The following is a 19,608-nucleotide window of genomic DNA, read 5'->3' on the forward strand; positions in this document are numbered from 1 at the left end:
TCAGCCTCCAGCAGGAGCGCGCGCGGCGAGGGTCAAGATCGCGGTCTCCACCGTCTGACGCGCAAGCCGATCGTCGAGGGGCGCCCCCACGGGCAAGAGCGCCCTGGAGAGAATCGGTCCAAGCAGAAGGTCGCACAGATACTCGATGTCCACCGTCTCGACGCCGATCTCGTTTCGACGGCCGGCTGCGTCGATAATCCGCGCGACGTTCGCTCGGCGTGGTCGCACAAATTCCGCTTCATAAGCCGCACTCAAGTCCTCGTCGGCGCGTGTGGCGTCGAGCAATCCCGCAAGGTTCTTGCGAAGCAGGGGCGCTGCGAGCATCGCGATCTCTTCACGCTGGACGATAAGGAGGTCATCGTAGAGGGAGCCCGTGTCGACCGGCGCACCGGTTCCGAAGCGGCTTTTGATGACAGCGAGCGCCAGGTGCGCGATGCTAGGAAAGCGGCGGTAGAAGGTGGGCCTCGTTGTGCCGACTTCAGCGGCGAGTGCGTCGATTGTCAACGCTGAGTAGCCATCGTTGACCATAACGCGCTCCGCCGCCTGGAGTAGCGCCTCTGTGACCCCCTGGGTGTACGGACGTCCCGACTTATTGGTTGGCATTCGCGAATCCTACCAAGCGCATGTCGCGTTGTAGCGACTCCCGCGCATCTAAATACGGTTTGCTCTGTAACGTATAGAAATAACGCCTGGAACGAAGGGTGCGCAGATCCCGTCGTTAAACCGACGACGCTAGAGGCGATGCTGGTCGCAGCTGCGAATCGCTACTTCGGGGCCGGGTACCGCGCGGTCCGCTACTCGCTGCACTCGGTCCGTTCGAATCCTCCCTCAGGCAACGAGGCCGTGGCGCACGTGAAGTATCCGCCGCACTGGTCCGACGATGGTCACGGCATCGCAAATGTCGCGCACCTGAGTTCCGTCGACGCAGTGATCCTGTCAATGCTCGCAACGGAGCGCGTAGCCTCGCCGCTTGAGCGCGAGCGACTAGGAGAGCTTCGTGTCTCGTCGATCGACAGCGGCGAGGCTCTCACTGACTCAGACCACGAGAGCTTCCTCGGCCTGATGCAGGCACTTGCTCATCAACTCACGACGCGAGCACCCCTCTACCGTGAGAGAACGACCTTCGCTTTCACTGATGCGCACGTCTCGATTCCCGCTGAGGAGTGGCCCAATGTTCAAGAACTCGCTCGTGAACTCGGACGAGTGATCCACGAGCTGGCCGAGCGCCCGGCAGGTGACAATGCCGTGAGGGCGTCGCTGACGGTGGCCGCCTTCGAAACAGCGTAGGCTCCGCTGATCCCTTGGAGCTCGATTCCTGACGCAGCGTTGGGGTGAGCCGCGTAGGCATGGACCTGCGTGGCGTCTGCCGGTAGCGCAATCCGTGCGGAGCAGTCCGCAACCAGTTCCTCAGCACCAGCGGACCACACACGACGCCATCGTGCGCGTGGGCGGGAACGTCCACGAACGACAGGGCGGCGGCGAGCTTACCTAGTGCTTCGCCAGTCGACCACGCTTCGCGGAACTGCGCGGCAGACATGTTGGCGTCCGCGTCGAACAAGTAGTCGCGCGCGCAGAAGTCACTCTCCGCAAGACGTTCGAGCAGCGTTGTGGCCCACCTCGGAGCATTCTCCCCGAGGAGCTCGGTCGCACGAACTCGCTACTGGGTGGTGAGGTTGACCAGCGAGTGCTGCTCTTCAGGGGTCGAGTCTCCAAGGGGGCTTGTTGCCTGAACTGCCACAACAGACTCGGTGCCGACTGCCACCCATGCTTGGCTACGCAGCCGGCGACCAGGCGATTCTCGAGCCGCTCGATATCGCGAGTGCGGGCATCCCTCCGTTCCTGCGGCACGCCGGCGATCTCCCACGCCGTCGACCTGCCCGCGCCACTCCCCCCCACCTCCCACCTCACCCCGAGAACCCGGGTGACGTCGTCGGAAAGGACCACGCTTCAGTGCTCCGACAGCCCCGTCACCGCGGCAGAGATCGCCCGGGAATCAAGGGTCCGCCACTTCCCGTCATGGACGGTCTGCACCCGATCCGCGACGACGACATGCGTGTGGAGCTGCGGATCTGACTCTCTGGAATCGTAGAGACGTCGTCACGGTCGCACGTCGGGGCGGCGCCCCGATCAGCTGGATCGCGACAGACTTCGGTGTCTCGACGTCATGTCTGCATCGGTGACTCACGATCGCGGACGTCGAAAACGGTATCAAGCCCGGTGTGACCCAGGCCGACGCGACCGAGCTGCGCGAAGCCCGCATCCGCATCCGGTTGCTCGAGCAAGAGAACAAGAGCCTCCGCCGAGCGTCCGCCGATCTGCCGCAGACCTCACTTCCCCCATGATGTTCCCGCTGGTCCGCGAACTGGCGCTGACCGAATTCCGGTGGGGTGACATGCCGGGTGCCGGGCTCCAGCAGCAAGCGTTCTTCCAGTGGTGCGCGAACCCCGTTTCTCAACGCGACGGAGACAACGCTCACTTCACGAACGCCGCCGACGATCATTGCCGCGACGATTCCTCGTGTATCAGTGCGTGTCCTACGAGATCGAAGCTGAGACCCTCTCGAACTGAGATACCCTCTACTGCTCCGAACACGCCATATCGCGTGGGTGAAAAGGGTAGCTTCGTACCCGTGAAGAACCAAGGTGGCCGTCCCCGCGCGACTGACATCACGGCAGCCCTTCGAGAATCTGCCGAGCACATAGTTACCGAGAAGGGATACACGGCCCTTACCGTGGAGGCTATCGCGAGCCGAGCGGGAACCACACGGCCGGCCTTCTACCGAAGATACTCTTCCCTGCCGCACCTGGTCGTTGAGATAATGGCCGAAAAGTACGGCACCGGGGCCCGTGTAGATACTGGGGCACTTGAAAGCGACCTGCACCTTCTGCAACGGGCCGATTACGAGATGTTCTCTTCGCCATTCATGAAGCACGCCCTTCTGGGGATTTTGGAAGCCGCGCGGGCTTATCCCGATATTCGGAAGCACCTGAGTGACGAATTTGTGAAGCCTCGCCGCGAGAATGTCACGCGCGTACTGAACGCCGCAGTCGACCGCGGAGAGATCGCAGCCGTGGGGTGGAAGCCCGAAACAGTTGCAGACCTTCTCCTCGGTCCCCTCATGAGCCGGTCACTCGTTCCAAGCTCTTCCGACCTCACTGAAGAACTGGTGGAAGAAACCGTGCAAGCAGCGTGCCGCTACCTCGGCATCAAGTAAGGCGATCCTCGAACGAACCGCCGAAACGTACGGTAAGCCGGCCGCGGAACCTCTGATCGTCACGGTTCGGAGATGAGAAGGTCGCCAATTCGCTGCCGACACTTATCGCGGAACGCGTTGACCACGCGAACGCCCCCTTGTGGCCTGAACCTCGCACCTGTGCGCCGCAACCGCGCCGCCGCATCGTGTCGGAGACACCCGCGCCGCGTCCCCCGCATCGATCCCGCCTTTGGCACACGAGGGTCAAGGAGCGCGAACGACGGCACGCGGGAGTGCGGTCACTGCGCAACGGCTGTTGCCCCCGTGAGTGAGACTCCGGCGAGCGCGTCGAGGCCTAGCACCCGAGCTCTGGCCTCGCCGCGTCCTGCATCGCCTTGACGTGAACGCGGATCTTCCAACGCGACATGACACGCGCCCGCGAACCAGCCTTCCGCCATGCAGCGGTGCACCAATCAGCCCTTCGATTGGCCACACCACTGACCGCGAGCCTTTTCGACGCTCCTGAGCGAACCTCTTGCGGCCCGACGAGTGAGGACCTAACCTGGGGTTCCGTGACGTAGTGTCACGGAACCTCAGCGAAGGAGAACTCATGTCTGCAGTTGTGGGCACCATCGACCTCGACGCCGAACTCCAGGTCCTCTGCGACCCGGAGAGCAGCCGACTCGCCGAGTTCACGGTGAAGTTCCACGAGTTCCGCGACTCGCTCTCGCCGGAGCAGCGCGACTACCTCGACTTCATCCGCCGCGCCGCCGACGTCGCTGTCGCCGAGCACGGCAAGGAGCTGATCGAAGACGTCGACGCGTTCGAGGCGCACATCAGCGCGATGCTGGGTGACGACTACATCGCTCCCGAGATGGGCGGCATCGTCATCCGCACCACGGTGGTCCTCAAGTGCGCCACGTGGCTGCTGAAGTGCTGACGTACCCCAGCACGCACGCCCCCAGCTGAGTCACTCAACGGCGGACCCGCCGCGAAACGAGGAGCAGAATTGACCGAGAACACCCGATTCGAGTGGAACGCATATTTGTCTTCCAAGGGGGTCACGTGTTTGTCGGTCGAGGTTCTGCATGACCAGCGCAACGAAGTAGTTCGCGTCCGAACCGATAGCGGGCGCGAACTACTTCTCAAGCGTGGCACGAGACGATCGCTCTCCGGGGACGGTGCACTCTTGAACGAAGGCCTCGTCTACCACCTGCTCGACGAGCTGGAGATTGCGGACCTGGCACCGCGTTGCATCCTCCACGACCGGAACGGCGACGTTCTGCTGCTGGACTACCTGCAAGGAGGGTCTGCCAGAGAGAACTGGGGTCGTCTCGGAACAGATGAACAGGCGTGGGCGTCGCTTGGCATGGTGCTCGCTCGGATTCACGCCAAAGGTGTGCAGGCGCCCGAATGGGTCCAACGACTTCTCGGCGATTTCGAGGAGCTCGTCCCCAGCGCCGAACCTCTTCAGCCCGTGGATCTCATCGAAGCATCGTCCGGGCAACTTCAGGTCGTCCGCGCTCTCCAGTCCGAGCCCCTGATCGGATCTCGGCTCGCGGAACTGGCCTCACCAACGACGCCGACCTTGATTCACGGGGACGCACGCCTGGACAACATCCTGGTGGGAGACGAAGGTGAGATCCACCTCATCGACTTCGAGCTGTCCAGGATCGGCGACCCGCTCTTCGATCTGGGAACGCTTGTCGGATCAGTTCTCGAACACGTAGCCGTGTCCACGGCTCTGGAAGACGAGGAGAGCGCAAGCCAATTCATCGACCGCGTACTCCGGGAATCCTTCATTCAATCGCGCTCGATCATCGCGGGATACCGGGCCGGCGCGCGCGCAGAATCGCTAGAGCTCATCGAGCATGAAGAATTCCTCGCCCGCCTCACAGGGTTCGCGGGCGTCTACCTTCTCCATCGGGCAGGAGCACTGGCGCACCAGTTCTACGCCGAAACGCGCCTGGCACGGCTCCTCACCATCACTGGCTGCACATTCGTCAGAAACCCGTCACATATGTTGAGGCCGCTCAACCTGGACGCGTCCTACAACTGGCTCCGGAGCAACTGGCGGGTCCCTCGATGAATCGAAAAATCATCGACGTTCTGACCCAGGTGAAAAACGGGCTCGATCGCGAAGATGAGAGCAGGCTCACAAGCGACTTGTACGACCTGCTCCATCTGCGACGCAATCAAGCACCCGGTCCGATGATCCCTGCCGGTCGTATCCTTCGAGCAAAGGACATATTCGGCCACCAGCTTCGTGTCGAGGACGGGTGGCGCCGGGCGCCTTCTCCGAGACCTGATGCACTCGTGTTCGAGCGCGGCGGCCTCCACATCTTGGTCGCGAAAGAGGAGATCACGGCCGACGGATGCCTACGGCTGCCGGCTATTCGAGACCGTTTCACTCCCGGGTTCTGCGCGCTCCTTTCTGCGGACGAGCCCGCAGAAACTGGTACGCGAATCTACCTCGCTGTGCACCATGAGCACGCAAATCGTGTCGGCAGATACCTGTCCAAGGCGCTGCCGCGCCTCACTGACCGCTTCGTTGTAAAAGCGCTCACAGATCGGAAGGAACTCGTTCGACCCGATTCGTTCACCATCTACGTCGGCAATGAGGCACGTGACGCCGTTCTCGAAGCCGTCAACACCGATGAGATCCGAAACGGGCTCGACCCGAACGTGGAGACGTCCCTTTTCGCCAGAGCAGAACAGCCGGGGATTTCGTGGATGGAAGGGCGTGCTCGGACCAGTGCTGGCGAAGAACGTGCCCACTGCGTAGCGCGGGCTCTTCGAACGCAACCGGGGTGGGACCGCGACATTCTCATGAGAGTCGTCGCTCACGAGTTCAGGTCGGGTGGCTTCGTCCCCGAGCGTCCGTATCGTCTCCTCCCGGCGGAGGACTCCGGTGGAAACTAGCATTCGGCGACTTCTCCTCGGGCTGACCGGGTCCTCAGCGTTGCTTTCAGTACTGCCTGAGTTCGTCCAGATGAGAGGTGCGCTCGTTCAGGAGTACGTCGTGATCATGACACCCGCCGCGGTTCGCATGATCGCGCCGACGCTGGTCAGCTCCGCTCTTGCAAGCGATGTCTACATCGACAGCATGGCGATCGAGAACACGCTTCCTGTGCACCGAGCGATCCCGGCCGCCTGCGATGCGGCGCTCGTCGCTCCAGCCACACTGAACACCCTCAGCGGGCTGGCAGTTGGCGCCACTGGCAACCTCCTGACCCTCGCCATTGCAAACTTTTCAGGGCCCGTCGGTGTCGTCCCGACGCTGAACCGCGAAATGGCCGCAAAGCCGGCGGCGAAGAGAGTGTTGGACCAGCTTCACGCAGATGGCTACCTGATCGCCGAAGAACATCACGGGGCCGCTACCGACCTGAGCGGCTCAGCGCAGCGGGGCGTGAGCAAGCACGCCATCCGCAAGCTCGTCGTCCAGTTGGCACAGCAGCGCGAGTCAGGCGAGGGAGCATGACCGGACAGGCCGCACGCACGCCCTCCACGAATGACACTCGGCTACCCGGCCCCGATTGTGTTCGCGGGCTGGGAGTTCTGCTCCTCCTGCTCACCAATGTGGCACTCATTCTGACGCCCATCAGGTACGAAATGGCCATCGGCGAAAATCTGATGCACGGAGTCTTCCTCAACGATCTGGCCACCGCATTGTTTCTCGCTATCCCACCGATGAGCGGAATGGGCATGTTCGTGCTCACGATGGGTCTCGGTCTATCACACGCCGGCGAGAGTCCTTCCCAGTTCCACACCGCGCTACGTCGCCTCTTGATCATCGGCGCGATCGGACTCATTCATGGACTGCTCATCTGGTGGGGCGACATACTCTTCTACTACCTCGCCGCTGGGATGATCGCACTCTACTTCCGTGCACGACCGCCACTGGCCCAGATCACAGTCGGCCTCAGCATCATGTTCCTACCCCTGATCCTCACGATGGCCGACCTGCTGGCCAGAATCGCAGTCTCACAATCAGGCCCCGACGAGGCCGCAGATCTCACCGAGAAGGGATACCGCGCATTGTCGATCAGGGCAGAATACGCGTATTCGTCGCGGGACTGGCTTGCGATCCAGGAGCAACGACTCGACGATTGGCTGTCCTACTTCCAAGACTTCGCACTCGTGGGCATCCCGCAGTTGGTGGGTCTGTTGCTCGTCGGTATCGGGCTCGCTCGCCTCCGTTCAGGTTCCGCCGACCTGCTGCACAGCCGCAGAGTCGGCGTCGCACTCCGACTGATCCTCGTGGCCGCCACGTTGGCGTACGCGTTCCAGGTCTTCGTCCAGGTGGCTCGCCCTCAGGCGGCTGGCATAGCCAGCGCCGTTGCTGCATGCTGCCAAGTTTCTGCACCACCTCTGCTCGCGATTTCGCTCTACGTGGCGGTGTTACGAAACGAGTCCCGCCTCAACGGTTTTCGGAGTGCACAGTTCCTCGCAATAGTGGGACGATACACCCTGACCATCTATCTCGGGTCAAGCATCCTGTGCACGCTCGTCGCGTATGGTTTCGGGGCATACGGACAACTTTCGATGAGTGCCGCCATGGGAATCGCTGGCGTCCTTTTCGCGATATTGAGTGGCCTCTGTGCTGTCCTGCACCATTGCGGGATACGCGGGCCCCTAGAAGTACTCGTACGAGCCGTCGCCGGACTTCTCGGCGGCCGCACGAGGCCCCACACGGAAAGCAAAGGAGGTTGATCATGAACGGAATCAAGGAATTTCGCCGGGTCATGGCGTTCGCAGGTCACGTTGCTCGGCGCCACGGGGTTGCTGTCTCACCGGAGCACGTAGCCTTCGCGCTCGCAGCAACAGAACCAGCAAGAACTCCGGCCAGTAGTGCAGTCATCGAGTACGGAGCGCGGCGAGGATGGCAGGTGCAACCTGAGCCGCCCTCTTTGCGGCAGCGTCTTCTGCCCGCCCGCCGCCCGGACGTCGAACCACGGCTCCAGCGCGAGATCGAGCGCGCAGCAGCCGGCGGTTCGCCCGACGTGCGGACTGTGCTCCGGAGCTTCGTAGACAGTGGCGAACTCGCCTCCGTTGGCGAGATGGTCGAATCAGCCGGCCAAACACTCCATGAATGGCTGGGTCATGGTGATGGTTGAGACGAACAACAGTGCCCCCGTGATGGAGGTTCGCGGGCTGGGCAAGGACGTCGATCGTCTGCAGATCTTGAACAGCATGACCTTCGAGATCGGCGAAGGAGAAGTCGTCGGCCTCATCGGGCCGAACGGGGCTGGAAAGACGACGCTCATGCGCACTCTCGCCGGCCTCTACTCGCCGACGAGAGGCACCGCGTCCGTCCTTGGGCACCCCATCGGTTCCCCTGGGGCGCGCCGAGCCCTCAGCCTCATGCCCGAAGATCCGGATCTCTACCCCGGCCTCAGCGTCGTCGAACACGTCCGACTCATCGAACGCCTCAACGGTACGCGCAGTAGTGCCGAGGTCGCGTTGGATCTGCTCGAACGCTACGGACTGCGAGATAAGCACGATGCGCTGCCGCACGAGCTTTCCCAGGGCATGCGTCGCAAGCTTGCCCTTGTGCTCGCCCTCCGCAAGGGATCTCGTGTACTTCTCCTCGATGAGCCGTTCAACGGACTGGACCCGGTCTCGGCGAGGGAGCTGAGGGAGGAGATCCGGCACTTGTCCGAAGACGGCCATGGCATCCTGATCTCCATGCACGGGCTGGGGGAACTCGCGCGGATCGCAGATCGAGTTCTGATTCTCTATGGCGGAGAAATCGCCCATGTCGCCGACCTCAGCGATGACTCCGCCTCACGGGACTCCCTCGAAGACTCATACCTCACCATCGTCGGAGCTATCCGCAATGAATCCGCATAGCCCGAGAGTCGAAGTCCAGTCGTCAGCCGCGGCGCTCGCGCTCGCGCAAGTGCTCATGCGCCTACGAGAGCTCCGAATTCTTCTCTTCAACCCCCTGGCACTCGTCTTTGTGGTCGTCGCAACCGGCGGATACATCTGGGTCCTTGTGACGCAGGGCGATCACCTCGCCAGCGACCCATCCACTGCCCAGCCCTACGTCGCAGGATTCGTCTTCGGGTTGTGCTTGATCATTGTTTCCTTGACAGCTCGACGAGGGTCGCCCCTCCGGCTTCAGCCTGGGGACGTCTCCTGGGCATTGCAGAGCCGGCACGGGCCTCGGGTCGTGCTTCTCGTACATGGCGTCGGCGCCTCACTGAGCGCCTTCATCGGCGCGACGGTATCAGCAGCAGTCGCCTTGGCGCTCCGAGGCGAACCGCCAGCACTCAGCCCCATCTCCGGGTTCGCCGTACTCAGTGTTCTCCTTGCGATCCGTGCCGCCTCATTGGGTTCTCACCTCCTGGGTCAGTCCCGGTTCAAGGGGGCGCGGCTGGCGGGCATCTCGACACTCGCTGCAGCGGCGTTGGTCTGGGTCGGTTCCTTCGTGGCACGCTTCGTCGGAGTCGGCGAAAACCTGTGGCTCGTCGACGTCGTGACCGAAACAGGGGCGTCACCGTTCCGCGCAGTCCTTGAGCCGGAACACAGCGGCCTCGGCGTCAGCGGCGCCATTCTCGTGCTTGCCGCCGCGGTGCTGACGATCGTCATCGGACGAGCGAACGCCTTCGTAGAGCCTGCAGTTCACGAGAGCATCCTGGCGAACCAGTTGCAGAAGGTTCTCTCTGGCGGACAGGCGTCCTCCCTCCAGGGACGCGGTTACAAAACCGGGCTCAGCTCCTGGACCCGCTGGCCTGATGCCCCCCTGCAAGCTCTCCTCTGCAGCCACCTCGCCCAGGCACGCCGCCGCCGGACACAGTACATCGGAACGGTCCTCGTGATGAACGTCATCGTCCTTGTGCCGATTCTGCTGCGCGACGTCGTTCCCGCAGGCACCGGCCTTCTCCTCGCGCTCCTCGTCCTCACCGTATCGGGTCCTTCTCAACCTGCCGCAACAGAACTCGATCACCAACACCTTCTTCTGGCGGACCTGTCTCTCATCAAAGCTGGAATCGTCGGAGTCTGCCTCAACGCTCTGCTCGACCTCTTGGTGTGCGCACCCGCAATGGTCATCGGCATATCCATGGTCTTGGGCAGTCCTCTTTGGGGTTTGGCTTTCCTCGTTCCCCTGGCTGTCTACCTGCTCAGTTCTTCCTTCGGCGGCGTGGGAGCGCGTGCGCTCTCAGACGCGACGCTGGGGCGCGCATTCGTGTCTCTCCTTCTTGGGGCAATCCCTCTGCTGACGGCGGTTTCCGCGGTGGCGGCGTATGGTGACGACCATCTGGCGCTCCGGCTCTGGCTCACCACGACCGGAACGGTGCTGGTCAGTACCCTGCTTTACGCTGGCATGGCCATTGCGGTTTTCGTCACTGCAAGGCCTCAGGGCACTCATCACGGTCTGCACACGCATGATTCGGAACTGGTCCACCGCTAGCCGAAGACCTCCGAGCAGTCCCCCCGCAGAGGTCCGCTCGTTCGATGCCGAGGCGGACGCCGCGACGACGTCGGCGGGGGCGTCCGCGAGAGTGAACTCCCCCGCGGCCGGGCCGAGTGCGGTGAGGTCGGGTACGCCGACCGCCGCGCCTCGGAAGCCTGCTGATCCGGTGCGCCCCGGCATCACGGTCGTCTCCGAGTCCGTGGATGAAGGCGACCGCCCGATCGGCTCCCGTGCGACCCGTTTCCCCCCCAGCTGCCGAGACCGCGCTCCTCGCCAGCACCTCGACAGGGGAAACGCTCCCGGTCGTCGACGTCGCCCTCCTGCTCAAGGCAGGGTTCACAGGTCACCGCGCGTGCACGCGCTCAAGGATCTCGCGACGCTCACGGCGCTGGCGGAGAGGTGTGGGGAGGTACATCAGAGCTGTTCCGATCTCGCGATGCTCTGCGCGCTCCTCACCGCACGCGGCTCCGAGATCGCAGGGCTTCACGTCGGCGACATCACTGCGATCAACGGTTCGTCACGATCCGCCGCCAGACCTCTCCTGGCGCAGGCGGCCTCGTCACCAAGCAGACCCAGGGGCGAGACATCCGGCACGTCCCGATCCTGCAAGCGCTCACCCCTGCGCTCGAGCGCCTCACCGCGGGCCCTGAGCCAGAGGACCGATCACTGACCGGACCCGCGATCGCGTGCTGACCACCGCCTCCGTGCGGGACGCGACGACAGGGGATCAGCTCGTCACCGATCTCGGCCTGACGAGCCTCACCCGGCATGGCCTCCGGCACACCGGAGCAACCTGGCTCGCCGTGGCCGGCATCCCCCTCCACGTCCTCCAGGACATCCTCGGCCGCACATCGATCGAGACCACCCACCGCTGTCTCCACGCCGACACCAGGCACCTCACCGACGCTGCCGCTTGCGCCGACGCGTTCCTCGTCGGAGACGAGAACCGCGAACGTCAGAGCCCCGAACCGTCCACCCGAACGACGCCACCGCGGCCTCGGTGAAGGCCGGCGATCGCGGCCGCGGCGGGCTCCAGGTCCCGGCCAGGCATCGGCTCGTCGCACCGGCGGCGAGGGGGAGCATGTCGGCCGACATCAAGACCTGCGGTCGGACGATTCCATCAAGCTCCCCGAAAAGGTCAACGGAGACGACGAAACCCAGGTGAGAAACGTACTCTCACCTGGGCGTTCCGTCGGGCTGACAGGATTTGAACCTGCGACCCCTTGACCCCCAGTCAAGTGCGCTACCAAGCTGCGCCACAGCCCGTGGCAGACCGGGCCGAGGCCCGGGCAACTCGACTACCTTAGCGGATGCCGACGCCGGAAGTGAAAACGAGCGGGCCCCGTAGACTCGTTGGGCGGAACGCGTCGGCACGGGTCGACGCGCCGCCGGCAGCTCGGGAGGCGTCAGCAGTGGATGCGCGGCAGAAGCGATCACAGGTGGCCCTGCACCGGGCGATCATCGAACTCGCGACCGGCCGCGACGTCGCCACTCTCACCGTCTCCGAGATCACCGATCTGGCGGGCGTGAACCGCTCCACCTTCTACGCCCACGCCTCGTCCGCCGCGGAGCTGCTCTGCGCCGCCCTGCAGGACGAGCTCGACGCGATCCGGGAGGGCTACCTCCAGCAGCTCCAGAGCGGTGCCGCGACCGACGCGAGCATCCGCGAGGGCACCTCCCGCGTCCTCGGCCACCTGGACGGCCACCGCGACCTCTACCTCCGCGCCTTCGACGCCCCCGGCGGGGACTCGGGCCTCCGCGCGATGCTGGCAGGGCACTTCCGCACCGCCGTCTCCGCGACGCTCGACACGGGGATCCTCGACGTCCCGGCCGCGGACGCACCGCTCGGCTTCCTCGAGGACGCGACGGCCTCGTACCTCGCGGCGGGCTCCGTCGGTCTGATGGAGCAGTGGCTCCGCCTCCCGGAGCCGCGCGACCCCGACAGCTACCTCGCGGCCTACCGTCGGCTCCTGCCGCCGTGGTGGCCGTTCGCCACCGGCGACTGACCGGAGCTCCGCCTCAGGGCTGCGCGTGCACCGGCGCGGCGGCCCGCCACGGGTCAAGTCCCGCGGTCGACGTCCCCGTGCCGTCGACGGCTCAGGATCCCGTGGTCGCTGACGACCGGGACCCGCCGGAGTGAGCGGCCACTCCTGACCGGCCGACCGCTTCCGGACCGCGGGAACGCGAACGGCCCGCAGGAGGATCTCCCACGGGCCGGACAGGGTGCGGCTGCGCTCAGCGCGCGCGCTTCTCGCGGACGCGCATGTTGACGTTCACCGGCGACCCCTGGAAGCCGTAGATCTCGCGCAGGCGGCGCGCGATGTAGCGACGGTAGCCCGGGTCGAGGAATCCGGTCGTGAAGAGCACGAATGTCGGCGGGCGCGACGAGGCCTGCGTGCCGAAGAGCACGCGGGGCTGCTTCCCTCCGCGGAGGGGGTGCGGGTGCGCCGCGGTGAGCTCGGCGAGGAAGGCGTTGAACTTGCCCGTCGGGATGCGCGTGTCCCACGACTCGAGGGCGAGCTCGAGCGCCGGCACGAGCTTCTCGAGGTGGCGGCCGGTGCGGGCCGAGATGTTGACGCGGGGCGCCCAGGCCACGTGGGCGAGGTCGGTCTCGATCTCGCGCTCGAGGTAGCGGCGGCGCTCGTCGTCGAGGAGGTCCCACTTGTTGAACGCGAGCACGAGCGCACGGCCCGACTCCAGCACCAGGTCGATGATGCGGACGTCCTGCTCCGAGATCGGCTGCGAGACGTCGAGGACGACGACGGCGACCTCGGCCTTCTCGAGCGCGGTCGAGGTGCGCAGCGACGCGTAGAAGTCGGCGCCCTGCTGGAGGTGCACGCGGCGGCGGATGCCCGCGGTGTCGACGAAGCGCCACACCTTGCCGGCGATCTCGACCTGCTCGTCGACCGGGTCGCGCGTGGTGCCGGCGAGCTCGTTGACGACGACCCGCTCCTCCCCCGCGGCCTTGTTGAGCAGGCTGGACTTGCCGACGTTCGGGCGGCCGAGGATCGCGACGCGGCGCGGTCCGCCGACCTCGCGCTTGGCGACGGCCGACTCCAGCGGGAGCTTCTCGAGCACCGCGTCGAGCAGGTCGGCGACGCCGCGGCCGTGGACGGCCGAGACGGGGCGGGGCTCGCCGAGGCCGAGCGACCAGAGCGAGGCCGCGTTCGGCTCCTGGCGGGCGTCGTCCACCTTGTTGGCGGCGAGGAAGACCGGCTTCTTCGTCTTGCGCAGCAGCTTCACGACGTGCTCGTCGGTCGCGGTCGCGCCGACGTTCGCGTCGACGACGAAGATGACGGCGTCGGCGAGGTCGATGGCGATCTCGGCCTGCATGGCGACGGAGGCGTCGATGCCGCGGGCGTCGGGCTCCCAGCCGCCGGTGTCGACGATGGTGAACGCCCGGTCGATCCACTCCGCCTTGTACGACACGCGGTCGCGGGTGACGCCCGGGATGTCCTCGACGACCGCCTCGCGGCGGCCGAGGATGCGGTTCACCAACGCGGACTTGCCGACGTTGGGGCGGCCCACGATCGCCACGACCGGGAGGGCGGGGAGGTAGCGGACCTCGTCCGAGTCCTCCCCGGCGAACTCGAGGAGGTCGAGGTCCTCCTCGTCGAGGTCGTAGTCCTCGAGTCCGCTGCGGAGCGCCTGCGCGCGTGAGGAGGCGAGCTGCTCGTCGAGATCGCCGAGGCGCTCGACGAGGTCGTCGTCTCCGAAGTTCAGCTCGTCGTCACCGACGTGCGTGTCCTGTGCCATGATCGGCCCTTGCTCTCGAAGTTCGGACCTCGGCGACGACCGCGTCGACGGTCTGCTCGAAGTCGAGATGAGTGGAGTCGAGAAGAGTGACTCCTTCTGCGGCGTTCATGAAGTCGACCACCTGCGAGTCGGCGCGGTCCCTCGACCGCAGCGCCTGACCCGTCGCCTCGGCGGATTCCGTGGTGACCTCGCGCGAACGCCTCGCCATTCTAGCCTCTTCGCTCGCCGTCAGCAGGATCCGAACGGGAGCGGTCGGTGCGACGACCGTCGTGATGTCCCGGCCCTCGACGATGATGCCCTCCCGGCGCGTCTCGCCGATGATCCTGCGGAACAGGAGAGTGATCCTCCGGCGGACCTCGGGGACCTTCGCCACGGCCGAGACGCGCGCCGTCACCCGGGGCTCGCGGATGGCGGCGGTCACCTCGGTCGGACCGACCCACACCGAGTACGACTCGGGATCGGTGCCGATGGAGTAGTCGAACCCGTCGAGCGCGTCGACGATCGCGTCCTGGTCCTCGAAGTCGAGGCCGCGGTCGAGCCCGTGCCAGGCGAGAGCGCGGTAGGCGGCTCCCGTGTCGAGGAACTCGAAGTCGAGGCGGAGGGCGGCCGCCCTCGACACGCTGGACTTGCCGCTGCCGGCCGGGCCGTCGATGGCGACTACGACGGCCTCGCCGAAGTCGCCCTGCTCGGCGGCCTCGGAGCGCGCCTCGCGCTCGGGAGCCGCGCCCCCGTCCTCCGGGATGCTCTGCTGGGCCCGGCGGGCGGGCGTCATCCTGTTCAAGCCGCCCTCCTGCCTGTTCTGCTCGGTGCTCATCCGGCGATCCTCCAGCCGCGTGCGGTCAGTTCTTCGGTCAGCGGCGCGACCGCTTCGGGCACCACCGAGATCTCGGCGAGACCCACTCGGCGTCCCTGTGCGTGCTCGAGGCGCACGTCCTCGAGGTTGACGCCCGCCTCGCCGATCTCCACCAGGAGCCGCGCGAGGGTTCCGGGCGAGTCGTCGACGAGGACGATCAGGGTCGAGAAGCGCTGATCCTGGCCGTGCTTGCCGGGCAGGCGCGCCACTCCGGCGTTGCCCGCGGCCAGGTGCTCGGCGAGCACGCGGCGCGAGCCGGGCGCCTCGAGGTCGCGGAGCGCATCGGCGACCGCGGCGACGTCGTCGCGGAAGGCGTCGAGCACCGCGACGACGTGCTCGCGGTTCGCGGCGAGGATCTGCATCCACAGCTCGGGAGCCGAGGCGGCCAGGCGCGAGACGTCGCGGACGCCCTGGCCCGCGAGGCGGAGCGCCGCGTTCGGGGCGTCGAGGAGGCGCTGGCCGAGCAGTGACGAGATCACCTGAGGGGCGTGAGACACGAGGCCGACCGAGAGGTCGTGCTCCTCCGGGTCCATCTCGACGATGGTGCCGCCGAGGTCGAGGGCGAGGCCCTCCACCCGCGCGAGCGCGTCGGGCGCGGTCTCGCCGTCGCGGCAGATCACCCAGGGCCGGCCGACGAAGAGGTCTCCCCGCGCGGCGACCGGTCCGCCGCGCTCGCGGCCGGCCATCGGGTGCGAGCCGATGTAGCGGGCGAGGTCGACGCCGCGGGAGCGCAGCTCGCGCAGCGGCTGGGTCTTGACGCTCGCCACATCGGTGACGACCGCTCCGGGGTGTGCCGCGAGCTCGCGCTCGACGACGCTCGCGGTGACGTCCGGCGGGACGCAGACGACGACGACGGAGGGCCGGTCGTCGGCGGAGGCGGCGCGGCCGGCCCCGTAGTCGATGGCGAGGGAGAGGCTCGCGGGCGATGCGTCGTCGAGGACGACGTCGATCCCGCGAGAGGCGAGGCCGAGGCCGATGGAGGCGCCGAGCAGTCCGGAGCCGACCACCCGCACCGTCCCGGTCGTCCGCATCGCGGGCGGCGCGGGGTGCAGGAGATCGTTCACTCCGACAGCCTAGCGATCGGTCCGGCGCTGCTTGTCGGCACCGGACCGGCGCGGAGGAGCCTCGCTCCGTCCGCCGCCTGTGGAGGAGCCGCCGCGATCGGAGGACCGTCCCGCCGAGCCGCCGCGATCGGAGGACCGTCCGGAGGATCCGGCACGGTCCGAGGAGCGCCCGGCCGAGCCGCGCTCCGCAGGGGCGCCGCGCTCGCCGCTGTCCGGCCGGGGCCGTCGGGCGCCCGCGCTCGCCTTCTTCGACGGGACCGCGGGAGCGGCCGCGACCGCCTCGCCGCCCTGGCGTGCGATCGTGAGCAGCGCGCCCAGCTCGTCGCGGGTCAGGTCGCGCAGATCGCCCGAGCGCAGGGTGCCCAGGTGCAGCGGCCCGAACTGGCGCCGGACGAGCTCGATCACCGGGTGCCCGACCGCCGCCATCATCCGGCGGACGACCCGGTTGCGCCCGGAGTGCAGGGTGATCTCGACGAGCGAGGCGTTCGAGCGGCCCTCCGGCCGGCCGAGGAGCCGCGCCTTGTCGGCGGCCACCGGTCCGTCGTCGAGCTCGATCCCGGAGGTCAGCGTCGCGATCGTCTGCGGGAGGACCTGCCCGTGCACCTTCGCGATGTAGGTCTTCGTCACTCCGAACGACGGGTGCGCGAGGACGTGCGCGAGCTCGCCGTCGTTGGTCAGCACCAGCAGCCCCGAGGTCTCGGCGTCGAGGCGCCCGACGTTGAACAGCCGCTCCTCGAAGTTCTTCGTGTAGAGGCTGAGGTCGGTGCGGCCGTTCTCGTCCGCCAGCGAGCTGACGACGCCGATCGGCTTGTTGAGCATCACGTAGCGGCGCGAGGTGTCCAGCTGCACCGCGACCCCGTCGACCTCGATCCGGTCGGTCGCCGGATCGATGCGGCGGCCGAGCTCGTCCGCCACCTCGCCGTTGACGCGGATCCGCCGCGCCACGATCATCTCCTCGACCACTCGTCGGGAGGCGACTCCCGCTGCCGCGAGGACCTTCTGCAGTCGTTCGCCGTCGGGGCCGGTGTCAGGCGCGCTCATCGAATCCGTCTCTTCCGTCGCTCAGTAGGGGGGAGATCTTCGGCAGCTCGTCGAGCGAGGCGAGGCCGAGGTGCACGAGCAGCTGCTCGGTGGTGCCGTAGAGGACCGCGCCCGTCTCGGGGTCGTGGCCGACCTCCGCGATGAGGCCGCGGCCGAGGAGAGTGCGCGCGACGGAGTCGACGTTGACCGCGCGGATCTGCGCGACTTGACCGCGCGAGACCGGCTGCTTGTAGGCGATCACGGCGAGCGTCTCGAGCGCCGCCTGCGAGAGCCGCGTCGGGTTCTGCGTCAGGACGAAGTCCTTGACCACCGGGTCGTATTCGCGGCGCACGTAGATCCGCCAGCCGGCACCGACCTCGCGCAGCTCGAAGCCCCGGCGGATCGCCCCGTCGGCGCCGTCGTAGTCGGCGACCAGGCGCTCGATCGACTGGCGGACCACGGTGATCGGCCTCGACAGCGCGGTCGCGAGGGAGGCGAGCGGCTGCGGCTCGTCCGCGACCATCAGGATCGCCTCGATCGCCCGGTCGATCTCGAACGCGACGGTCCCGGGACCGGCGTCAGGAGTCATAGTCGGCTCCGAGCGCGGCGAGGCTCGCATCGCTCCACTGCTCGGCGACCCAGCGCAGCGTGAGCTCGCCGAGCGGCTCCGGCTGGTCGAACGAGATCGCGGCGTGCCGGTAGAGCTCGAGCACGGCCAGGAAGCGCGCGACGATCACGCCCTTCTCGTCGGCGTCCGCGATCAGCTCGCCGAAGCCGGCCCTCCCGCGGGCGCGCAGCATCGCCACGACGTGGGCGGCCTGCTCCCGGATGCTGATCTGCGGGGCGTGCAGATGGTCCAGGCCCACCGTCGGCAGCTCGCGCGGAGCGAGGGCGACGGTCGCGAGGGCGGCGAAGTCGGCGGGCGACAGGGTCCAGACGAGCTCCGGCTTCGCGGACCGGTACTCCTCCTCCAGAGGCACGTCGCGCACGTGACGGACGGTCTCGATCGCGATCCTCTCGGCGAACCACGACGACACCTGCTTGAAGGCCCGGTACTGCAGGAGCCGGGCGAACAGCAGGTCGCGCGCCTCCAGCAGCGCCGCGTCCTCCGCGTCCACCAGCTCGCCCTGGGGCAGGAGTCCGGCGATCTTCAGGTCGAGGAGCGTCGCGGCGACGACGAGGAACTCCGACGCGCGGTCCAGCCCCTCGAGCGAGTCGATCCCGTGCAGGTACGAGAGGAACTCGTCCGTCACGGCGCTCAGCGCGATCTCGGTGATGTCGACCTGCTGCTTCGCGATGAGGCTCAGCAGGAGGTCGAACGGACCCTCGAAGTTGGTCAGCGCGAGGTGGAACCCGGTGGGAGCGGAGCGCTCCTCGAGGAGGACCTCAGGCGACCGCGCCACGCGAGATCAGCTCCCTGGCGAGCTTGCGATACGCCTTCGCGGCGTTGTGCTCGGGCGCGAACTGGGTGATCGGGACGCCGGACACGCTGGCGTCCGGGAACTTCACCGTCCGGCCGATCACCGTCTCGAGCACGCTGTCGCCGAAGGCGTCGACCACGCGGTCGAGCACCTCTCGCGAGTGCAGGGTGCGCGAGTCGTACATCGTGGGCAGGATGCCGTCGAGCTCGATCACCGGGTTGAGCCGGTCGCGGACCTTGTCGATCGTCTCGATCAGCAGGGCGACGCCGCGCAGCGCGAAGAACTCGCACTCGAGCGGGATGAGCACGCCGTGGCTCGCGGTGAGCGCGTTGACCGTGAGCAGGCCCAGCGAGGGCTGGCAGTCGATCAGGACGACGTCGTAGTCCGCGCTCACCTTGCGGAGCACACGGGCGAGGATCTGCTCGCGCGCGACCTCGTTGACGAGGTGGACCTCGGCGGCGGAGAGGTCGATGTTGGCCGGGATGACGTCCAGGCCCGGCACGCGGGTCTTCCGGATCGCCTCGGCCGGGTCCTTCACGGTGCCCAGGAGCAGGTCGTAGATCGTGATGGCGTCGTAGGTGGTGACGCCGAGGCCGGCCGAGAGGGCGCCCTGCGGGTCGAAGTCGATGGCCAGCACGCGGCGGCCGTACTCGGCGAGGGTCGCGCCCAGGTTGATGGTCGTCGTCGTCTTGCCGACGCCGCCCTTCTGATTGCAGAGGGAGATGATCCGGGCGGGGCCGTGGCCGGTGAGCTCCACCGGCAGCGGGAAGTCGCGCAGGGGGCGGCCGGTCGGGCCGAGCGTCGGGGCTTCGAGACCGGTGAGCTCGGCCTTGTCGTCCGTCTTGCGTGTCACCTGCGTCGTCCTCGCTTCCGTGGCGGCG

The 19,608-nt window shown here is 66.9% G+C and carries 20 protein-coding genes, 1 tRNA gene and 1 pseudogene; 12 read left to right on the forward strand and 10 right to left on the reverse strand.

What is annotated here, in order from left to right; genetic code table 11:
• Window positions 1-603 carry a TetR/AcrR family transcriptional regulator gene (locus tag C5C24_RS04665; RefSeq protein WP_104304420.1) on the reverse strand — a complete coding sequence of 201 codons (603 nt, stop codon included), beginning with the start codon at window positions 601-603 and terminating at the stop codon, window positions 1-3.
• Window positions 604-741: 138 nt separating this feature from the next.
• Between C5C24_RS04665 and C5C24_RS18310 the strand changes: the two genes are divergently transcribed.
• Window positions 742-1,287, forward strand: a complete 546-nt coding sequence (locus C5C24_RS18310; protein ID WP_146082520.1) for an AvrD family protein — start codon at window positions 742-744, stop codon at window positions 1,285-1,287.
• 660 nt (window positions 1,288-1,947) lie between these two features.
• Here C5C24_RS18310 and C5C24_RS18315 read toward each other — a convergent pair.
• Window positions 1,948-2,031: a hypothetical protein gene (locus C5C24_RS18315; RefSeq protein ID WP_258065052.1), complete on the reverse strand. Its 84-nt coding sequence runs from the start codon at window positions 2,029-2,031 to the stop codon at window positions 1,948-1,950.
• Window positions 2,032-2,219: 188 nt separating this feature from the next.
• On the opposite strand from C5C24_RS18315, the gene C5C24_RS18320 reads away from it, so the two are divergent.
• From C5C24_RS18320 to C5C24_RS18325, 10 genes are all read left to right on the forward strand, one after another.
• Entirely contained in the window at window positions 2,220-2,342 is a 123-nt protein-coding gene (locus C5C24_RS18320) for a hypothetical protein (RefSeq protein ID WP_258065048.1), read from the forward strand.
• Complete coding sequence (locus tag C5C24_RS04680) at window positions 2,339-3,214, forward strand: TetR/AcrR family transcriptional regulator (protein WP_181135479.1); 876 nt, start codon at window positions 2,339-2,341, stop codon at window positions 3,212-3,214. The genes C5C24_RS18320 and C5C24_RS04680 overlap by 4 nt, the downstream gene beginning before the upstream one ends.
• A 589-nt stretch (window positions 3,215-3,803) precedes the next feature.
• The gene (locus tag C5C24_RS04685; protein ID WP_146082521.1) at window positions 3,804-4,133 is read left to right on the forward strand and encodes a hypothetical protein; all 330 of its coding nucleotides are present in this window, start codon (window positions 3,804-3,806) and stop codon (window positions 4,131-4,133) included.
• Window positions 4,134-4,202: 69 nt separating this feature from the next.
• A complete protein-coding gene (locus C5C24_RS04690; protein ID WP_104304423.1) occupies window positions 4,203-5,282 on the forward strand; it encodes an aminoglycoside phosphotransferase family protein in 1,080 nt (359 codons plus the stop codon).
• Entirely contained in the window at window positions 5,279-6,115 is an 837-nt protein-coding gene (locus C5C24_RS17560) for a T3SS effector HopA1 family protein (RefSeq protein WP_146082522.1), read from the forward strand. The genes C5C24_RS04690 and C5C24_RS17560 overlap by 4 nt, the downstream gene beginning before the upstream one ends.
• Complete coding sequence (locus C5C24_RS04695) at window positions 6,105-6,674, forward strand: phosphopantothenate--cysteine ligase family flavoprotein (RefSeq protein WP_181135480.1); 570 nt, start codon at window positions 6,105-6,107, stop codon at window positions 6,672-6,674. Before C5C24_RS17560 ends, C5C24_RS04695 begins: the two co-directional genes overlap by 11 nt.
• A gap of 98 nt (window positions 6,675-6,772) precedes the next feature.
• Window positions 6,773-7,906, forward strand: a complete 1,134-nt coding sequence (locus C5C24_RS04700; protein WP_181135481.1) for a DUF418 domain-containing protein — start codon at window positions 6,773-6,775, stop codon at window positions 7,904-7,906.
• A gap of 375 nt (window positions 7,907-8,281) precedes the next feature.
• A complete protein-coding gene (locus tag C5C24_RS04705; RefSeq protein ID WP_104304426.1) occupies window positions 8,282-9,046 on the forward strand; it encodes an ABC transporter ATP-binding protein in 765 nt (254 codons plus the stop codon).
• A gap of 322 nt (window positions 9,047-9,368) precedes the next feature.
• Window positions 9,369-10,610, forward strand: coding sequence for a hypothetical protein (locus tag C5C24_RS04710; RefSeq protein WP_146082523.1), 1,242 nt, complete (start codon window positions 9,369-9,371; stop codon window positions 10,608-10,610).
• 689 nt (window positions 10,611-11,299) lie between these two features.
• Entirely contained in the window at window positions 11,300-11,617 is a 318-nt protein-coding gene (locus tag C5C24_RS18325) for a site-specific integrase (protein WP_258065049.1), read from the forward strand.
• 188 nt (window positions 11,618-11,805) lie between these two features.
• Here C5C24_RS18325 and C5C24_RS04720 read toward each other — a convergent pair.
• Window positions 11,806-11,879: transfer RNA gene (locus C5C24_RS04720), tRNA-Pro, on the reverse strand.
• A 146-nt stretch (window positions 11,880-12,025) separates the two neighbouring features.
• On the opposite strand from C5C24_RS04720, the gene C5C24_RS04725 reads away from it, so the two are divergent.
• Entirely contained in the window at window positions 12,026-12,619 is a 594-nt protein-coding gene (locus C5C24_RS04725; RefSeq protein WP_181109991.1) for a TetR/AcrR family transcriptional regulator, read from the forward strand.
• A gap of 229 nt (window positions 12,620-12,848) precedes the next feature.
• Here the strand turns inward: C5C24_RS04725 and der are convergent, their stop codons facing one another.
• The 7 genes and pseudogenes from der to C5C24_RS04760 form a co-directional block, all read right to left on the reverse strand.
• The gene (der, locus tag C5C24_RS04730) at window positions 12,849-14,369 is read right to left on the reverse strand and encodes a ribosome biogenesis GTPase Der (RefSeq protein WP_104304427.1); all 1,521 of its coding nucleotides are present in this window, start codon (window positions 14,367-14,369) and stop codon (window positions 12,849-12,851) included.
• Complete coding sequence (gene cmk / locus C5C24_RS04735; RefSeq protein ID WP_258065050.1) at window positions 14,344-15,183, reverse strand: (d)CMP kinase; 840 nt, start codon at window positions 15,181-15,183, stop codon at window positions 14,344-14,346. The genes der and cmk overlap by 26 nt, the downstream gene beginning before the upstream one ends.
• Window positions 15,180-16,253: a prephenate dehydrogenase gene (locus C5C24_RS04740; protein WP_104277625.1), complete on the reverse strand. Its 1,074-nt coding sequence runs from the start codon at window positions 16,251-16,253 to the stop codon at window positions 15,180-15,182. Before C5C24_RS04740 ends, cmk begins: the two co-directional genes overlap by 4 nt.
• A gap of 303 nt (window positions 16,254-16,556) precedes the next feature.
• Window positions 16,557-17,327 (reverse strand): annotated as a pseudogene (locus C5C24_RS04745) (pseudouridine synthase); the annotation flags it as partial.
• A complete protein-coding gene (gene scpB / locus C5C24_RS04750; RefSeq protein WP_104304428.1) occupies window positions 17,314-17,895 on the reverse strand; it encodes an SMC-Scp complex subunit ScpB in 582 nt (193 codons plus the stop codon). The gene scpB and the pseudogene C5C24_RS04745, both read right to left, overlap by 14 nt.
• Entirely contained in the window at window positions 17,885-18,709 is an 825-nt protein-coding gene (locus C5C24_RS04755) for a ScpA family protein (RefSeq protein ID WP_104277613.1), read from the reverse strand. The genes scpB and C5C24_RS04755 overlap by 11 nt, the downstream gene beginning before the upstream one ends.
• Window positions 18,693-19,580 (reverse strand): ParA family protein, encoded by an 888-nt coding sequence (locus C5C24_RS04760; RefSeq protein ID WP_104277614.1) that lies wholly within the window; start codon window positions 19,578-19,580, stop codon window positions 18,693-18,695. Before C5C24_RS04760 ends, C5C24_RS04755 begins: the two co-directional genes overlap by 17 nt.
• Between the last annotated feature and the right edge of the window lie 28 nt (window positions 19,581-19,608).

Source organism: Rathayibacter sp. AY2B3 (assembly GCF_002931755.1).
In the GTDB taxonomy this organism is placed as follows: domain Bacteria; phylum Actinomycetota; class Actinomycetes; order Actinomycetales; family Microbacteriaceae; genus Rathayibacter.

What these genes read in the sequence shown, in the direction of transcription:
- C5C24_RS04665 (WP_104304420.1), bottom strand. Translation starts at nt 603, where the DNA reads ATGCCAACCAATAAGTCGGGACGTCCGTACACCCAGGGGGTCACAGAG.
- C5C24_RS18310 (WP_146082520.1), top strand. Translation starts at nt 742, where the DNA reads ATGCTGGTCGCAGCTGCGAATCGCTACTTCGGGGCCGGGTACCGCGCG.
- C5C24_RS04680 (WP_181135479.1), top strand. Translation starts at nt 2,339, where the DNA reads ATGATGTTCCCGCTGGTCCGCGAACTGGCGCTGACCGAATTCCGGTGG.
- C5C24_RS04685 (WP_146082521.1), top strand. Translation starts at nt 3,804, where the DNA reads ATGTCTGCAGTTGTGGGCACCATCGACCTCGACGCCGAACTCCAGGTC.
- C5C24_RS17560 (WP_146082522.1), top strand. Translation starts at nt 5,279, where the DNA reads ATGAATCGAAAAATCATCGACGTTCTGACCCAGGTGAAAAACGGGCTC.
- C5C24_RS04705 (WP_104304426.1), top strand. Translation starts at nt 8,282, where the DNA reads ATGAATGGCTGGGTCATGGTGATGGTTGAGACGAACAACAGTGCCCCC.
- der (WP_104304427.1), bottom strand. Translation starts at nt 14,369, where the DNA reads ATGGCACAGGACACGCACGTCGGTGACGACGAGCTGAACTTCGGAGAC.
- cmk (WP_258065050.1), bottom strand. Translation starts at nt 15,183, where the DNA reads ATGAGCACCGAGCAGAACAGGCAGGAGGGCGGCTTGAACAGGATGACG.
- C5C24_RS04740 (WP_104277625.1), bottom strand. Translation starts at nt 16,253, where the DNA reads ATGCGGACGACCGGGACGGTGCGGGTGGTCGGCTCCGGACTGCTCGGC.
- scpB (WP_104304428.1), bottom strand. Translation starts at nt 17,895, where the DNA reads ATGACTCCTGACGCCGGTCCCGGGACCGTCGCGTTCGAGATCGACCGG.